This is a genomic window from Lacinutrix sp. C3R15 (genome assembly GCF_018860825.1).
GTDB lineage: Bacteria > Bacteroidota > Bacteroidia > Flavobacteriales > Flavobacteriaceae > Oceanihabitans.
Window position 1 is genome coordinate 10275 of sequence record NZ_JAHKPZ010000024.1, and the last position, 5249, is coordinate 15523.

The window sequence follows — 5249 nt, forward strand, 5'->3', positions numbered from 1 at the left end:
CTTTCGCAGGAATGACAGTAAAGAGCGCCAGTCAGGAATGGGTTTTAATTTTGTATTGTTTGTTCTTCATTACGTAGGCAGAACTGCGCTTTCTATTTTGTATTGTTTGTCATTCCTGCGCAGGCAGGAATCCACACGTTGTTTTAATACTTTTTTCACGCTACTTGTTTGTTCTTTATGGGCTTTTTAATAAAGGGAATAGTAAAAGGGTGTTCATTATGAGATTCCTGCTTTCGCAGGAATGACAGTAGGGAGCATAAGGGGGTCATTATGAGATTCCTGCCTACGCAGGAATGACAGTAGGGGATATAAGGGTATTAGTCATTAGATTCCTGCTTTCGCAGGAATGACAGTAGGGAACATAAGGGTAATCATTATTAGGTTTCTGCTTTCGCAGGAATGACAGTAGGGAGCATAAGGGGGTCATTATGAGATTCCTGCTTTCGCAGGAATGACAGTATTGAAGTAGCGTACCAGGTATGTGTACCTTACTGCTAATGCCAAGAGTAAAGGAATTAATGCATAAGCAAATCTTTGCACTCCCATTACCCAGTGAAATACTAATAAACATAACAGTATAATAAGCAGTTTAATATATTTAATAAACCAATTTTTAGGTTGTGTTTTTAGTACTTGATTTACTACAAAAAGGTTAAGAGCAAAAGCCCAAAGTAGGTTATAATTGTTAGCTGTAGCTGTATGGTCTGTAGCAAACCATAATAATAAGATAAATACACCAATTAATCCTGTTATACTAAAAACAGCAACATCTAGCCATTTACTTCTTTTTCCTTTTTTATAGTCTTTATAAGTAATACCTAGTACAAAAATACCTAGTAGGCCTATTATAAAAATTGGGCTACTAAAAAAGTTTTGTTCTAGTTTTTCTTCTTTTTTGCTATATAGAGTTTGTTGTTTTTTTACTAGGTTTTTACCTGTGGTTTTAATAGTAGCATTATTAAAAAAAAGATGTATATATTTAGGTAAAAACATATACTCATAAGGTGTTGCTTGTTTGTCTATTATAGACCCTAGAGCAATATCAATACCTAGACTTCCCCAAGAGTTCCATTGTAGATTTTGTTGAATTAAATCTCTAAAGGTGTATGCTTCTAGATTTTTTGGGGTATTAAATTGTATGTTTTTGTTTGTAATTTCTTCGGCAACATCTCTAATTTTGGTTGCACAATTATCATAAAAGAAATCGTATAAATAATCTTTGTTTTGCGGTAAGGCATTGGTTTCAAGAAAAGCATGTATGTCTTGCTTTTCTTTAGTAGTAAGGTTTAAAACTTGCTCTCTAATGCGTCTGTTTTGATTTTTATAATAGGCAATAACTGGATAAGTAGCGCTGTGGCCTTGTGAGTATAAGAGCTTTCCTCTGGCAAAATTTAAGTAAAAATTAGGGTCGTTAAACGGAAACCTTCCGTAGTCATACACCACATCTGTATATGGTGTTTTTACACGAATACCATTATGACCAAAGGCATCATTTAAAGAAGAGCCAGGACCAATGGTTAAAATACTTATTTCTGTTTGGTCATAAGTGTTTTGTGCTTGTGTAATTACAAAGGAGAAAATGAATACTAAAACTAGAAAGCGTTTTGTCATGTTTTAAGGTATTAACTATCTAAAACAACTAAAGTCTATTTTTAAAGAAAACACATTAGAGTATAAGGCTACACTTTGGTCACCAATATCTGTAAAGGCATAATCTACTTGAATACAGTTGTATTTAAAGCCTATACCAATACTAGGCTGAAAGCTAACATTTTCAGAATTATCTAATTGCAATTCATTTTGAAAATTACCAACACCACCTCTTAGGTAAATCATGTCTATATATCCTACTTCAAAACCAAATGAAGGGCTAATACTTGCTACCGAAGTAGAAATTAAATCGTTATTTTCTTCAAATCGAATATTTAAATCTACCTCTGTAAGAATAGAAAAATCATAACGATAAATGAATTTTTTAGCAATACCGAATTGTAACTTAGGTATGGTAAGTTCTGTAGTTTCTGGTAATTCTTGATTTTGTCCTTCTACCGCATTTTGCACAGTAGCAAACTCGTCTTCATCAATAGCCCAAGAGTTAAAGGTTGTTGTAATATCTCTGGCCATAAGTCCGAATTTCCATTCGTTTTTAGTTTCAAACTGTATGGCAGCATCTAAACCAAATCCCCAAGAATTTGCAAAATCACCAATAACACGTCTTATTACTTTTGCATTTATACCATAATTTAAACCTTCAAAAGGAAGTTTTCTAGCATAAGAAAAAGTAACTCCATAATCTGCAGTAGAAAATAAACTAATGCGGTCATAGTTTATATTTCCTTCATCATCAATTAATTGTGTGGTATTTAATATGTCATCTACCGCAAAACGTATTAATGAAATACCAATAGCACTATTATTGTCAATAGGCATTGCAAAGGCAGCATAATCATAAGTAGCAATGTTAGCAAAGTAGCTAGAGTGCATTAATGCTAATTGTTTGTCTTCAATATTTACTAATCCTGCAGGATTCCAGTAACCAGAATTTACATCATGAGAAAAAGCAGTTACCGCATTACTCATACCTAAAGCAGCAGCATCGACCCCAATATTCATAAATTCATTAGAATATTTTCGTGTTGTTTGTGCAGAAATAGTTACACAAAAAGTTAGTAGTAGTATAGTTAGTAGATTTTTCAAGAATAATTTTTTTACAAATATGCTATTATTTTTCTACATATTAAACTTGAAAAAGCAATAGATATTGTTTGGTAACATTTATACAGGGTTAAAAAAGGAAAATAAAAAGATAATTTTAGCATTATTTGTTAAACGGAACTCAATAACAGCCATAGTTACCCTTGTTTTTATTACATAAGTAGCAAGCAAAAAAAGGGGCTTATTAATATTAAATTAAAAGAAGAACTTTTGTTTTAGACGAAAATAGTTTGTTATTTTTACAACTTATATGAAATTATGCAACTAAAAAGCTACATTCCAAATTTTATAACTTTATTAAATTTATTCTGCGGAAGCATTGCGGTAGTTCTAGCAGTAAATAACCTGTTTGTTGCTTCGGCACTATTTGTTTTTCTTGGAATATTTTTTGATTTTTTTGATGGTTTTTTCGCAAGAAAACTAAACGTACAAAGTGCATTAGGGATACAATTAGATTCGCTTGCAGACATGGTAACTAGTGGTTTAGTTCCTGGTATTATCATGTATAAATTACTTGCTTTAGCCAGTGATAGTTCTGGAATTGAAATTTCTTCATGGAGTTCTTTTTTAGCAAGGGATAGTTTTAAGGTTGTTCCGTTAGCATTGGTAGGTTTGTGTATTACTTTGGCTTCTGCCTATAGATTAGCAAAATTTAATTTAGACGAAGACCAGCAATCTTATTTTAAAGGGTTGCCAACTCCAGCAAATACCTTACTAATTATTTCTTTACCATTAATTTTAGAATATCAAAATAGCGACGCTATGAATGCTATTATTTTAAATACGTGGGTTTTATTAGCGATAACTATTGTGAGTTGCTATATGTTAAACAGTTCGGTAAAATTATTTGCTTTAAAATTTAAAACCTATGGGTTTAAAGGCAATGCCATACGTTATACATTTATACTTTTAAGTTTGGTGTTTTTAATTGTTTTTCAATTTGCAGCAATTCCTTTAATTATTCTTACCTATATTATTTTATCCCTAGTTTCAAAATAAAACTTTAAAAGTTAAAAAAAACAGATAGTACATGGCATCAGGATTTTTTGCATTATTAGATGATATAGCAGCGCTTATGGATGACGTTGTAGTGATGAGTAAGATTAGCACCAAAAAAACAGCAGGTATTTTAGGCGATGATTTAGCCGTAAATGCAGAAAAAGCAACCGGATTTGTAGCCAGTAGAGAAATTCCTGTTTTATGGGCAATAACCAAAGGATCTGCTTTAAATAAATTAATTATTTTACCCATTGCTTTTTTGTTGAGTGCTTTTGCACCATGGGCAATTACATTAGCGTTAATTTTAGGAGGAATTTATTTGGCATTTGAAGGAGCCGAAAAAATATACGAATTTATTGTGCCGCATAAAGAGGAAGCCGTTAAGGTAGATTCTGCAACATCTTTAACTAAAGAAGAAATTGTGCTTGCGGAACAAAAGAAAGTAAAGTCGGCTATTTTAACCGATTTTATTCTGTCTGTTGAGATTGTAATTATTGCTTTAGGAACTGTTATAGGAAAGCCTATTCATTTTCAAGTAATAGTAGTTACTATTGTTGCAATTATAGCAACTATTGGTGTTTATGGTATTGTTGCTTTAATAGTTAGAATGGATGATTTTGGATATAGATTGGTACGTTTAGGTACTGATAAAAAAAGTGTGTCTACATTTATAGGAAACCTTTTAATTAATGCGCTACCTGTAGTTATTAAAGCCTTGTCTGTAATTGGTACTATAGCATTAGTATTAGTTGCTGGAGGAATTTTTGTTCATAATGTAGATTTCTTTCATCACTTTTTAGAGCAGCTTCCTGGTTTTCTTAGAGATTTTCTTGTTGGTTTATTGGTAGGTTTTGCGGCTTTGTTGGTTGTGAAGTTTGTTATGTTCTTTGTGCCTAAAAAAGAAAAGAGATAGTTTTTTTAAGCAGGCTTCTTCATTTTTAATGGTTTTTATAATGGGTTCTTGCTTTTACAGGAATGACAAGTACGTGTTTCTTATGTAAGGAATGCGAATTTTACATATTCCTGTTTACTGTATAAAAAGGTAGTTGTGTGTGGATTCCTGCCTGCGCAGGAATGACAGCAGGGATAACTTAGTGAGTGACAATTAAAATTAAACATTTTGGATTCCTGCTTTTGCAGGAATGACAAGTACGTGTTTCTTATGTAAGGAATGCGAATTTTACATATTCCTGTTTATTGTATAAAAAGGTAGTTGTGTGTGGATTCCTGCCTGCGCAGGAATGACAGCAGGGATAACTTAATGAGTGACAATTAAATATAATAGATTCCTGCATGCGCAGGAATGACAAGTAGGTGTTTATCTTTGTTATGTAAGGAATGCCAATTTTATACATTCCTGTTTATTGTATAAAAAGCTAGTTGTGTGTGGATTCCTGCCTGCGTAGGAATGACAAGGATATAACAGTTTGGAGGTTAAGGTTGAGAAAAAGGATTACTGATTTTGTAGGAATGACAAGGTATAATAGTGTGGTGTTTAGGGTTGAGAAAATGGATTCCTGCCTGCGCAGGAATGA

Annotated in this window: 5 protein-coding genes; 3 read left to right on the forward strand and 2 right to left on the reverse strand. The window is 32.4% G+C overall.

Annotated elements, in window-relative coordinates:
• Nucleotides 1-190, forward strand: a 190-nt coding sequence (locus KO494_RS08580; protein ID WP_215967197.1) for a hypothetical protein, incomplete at its 5' end; no start/stop codon positions are given.
• 236 nt (nt 191-426) lie between these two features.
• Here the strand turns inward: KO494_RS08580 and KO494_RS08585 are convergent.
• Nucleotides 427-1611, reverse strand: coding sequence for a DUF4105 domain-containing protein (locus KO494_RS08585; RefSeq protein ID WP_215967198.1), 1185 nt, complete (start codon nt 1609-1611; stop codon nt 427-429).
• Between the two features lie 15 nt (nt 1612-1626).
• Nucleotides 1627-2697 (reverse strand): PorV/PorQ family protein, encoded by a 1071-nt coding sequence (locus KO494_RS08590; RefSeq protein WP_252730358.1) that lies wholly within the window; start codon nt 2695-2697, stop codon nt 1627-1629.
• Between the two features lie 276 nt (nt 2698-2973).
• On the opposite strand from KO494_RS08590, the gene KO494_RS08595 reads away from it, so the two are divergent.
• Together KO494_RS08595 and KO494_RS08600 are read left to right on the forward strand one after the other, a co-directional pair.
• Nucleotides 2974-3714 carry a phosphatidylcholine/phosphatidylserine synthase gene (locus KO494_RS08595; protein ID WP_215967199.1) on the forward strand — a complete coding sequence of 247 codons (741 nt, stop codon included), beginning with the start codon at nt 2974-2976 and terminating at the stop codon, nt 3712-3714.
• Between the two features lie 31 nt (nt 3715-3745).
• Complete coding sequence (locus KO494_RS08600) at nt 3746-4627, forward strand: DUF808 domain-containing protein (protein ID WP_215967200.1); 882 nt, start codon at nt 3746-3748, stop codon at nt 4625-4627.
• The last annotated feature ends 622 nt before the right edge of the window (nt 4628-5249 follow it).

Bases quoted from the DNA above. Each gene is read 5' to 3' on its own strand.
- KO494_RS08585 (WP_215967198.1), bottom strand. From the start codon at position 1,611: ATGACAAAACGCTTTCTAGTTTTAGTATTCATTTTCTCCTTTGTAATT.
- KO494_RS08595 (WP_215967199.1), top strand. From the start codon at position 2,974: ATGCAACTAAAAAGCTACATTCCAAATTTTATAACTTTATTAAATTTA.
- KO494_RS08600 (WP_215967200.1), top strand. From the start codon at position 3,746: ATGGCATCAGGATTTTTTGCATTATTAGATGATATAGCAGCGCTTATG.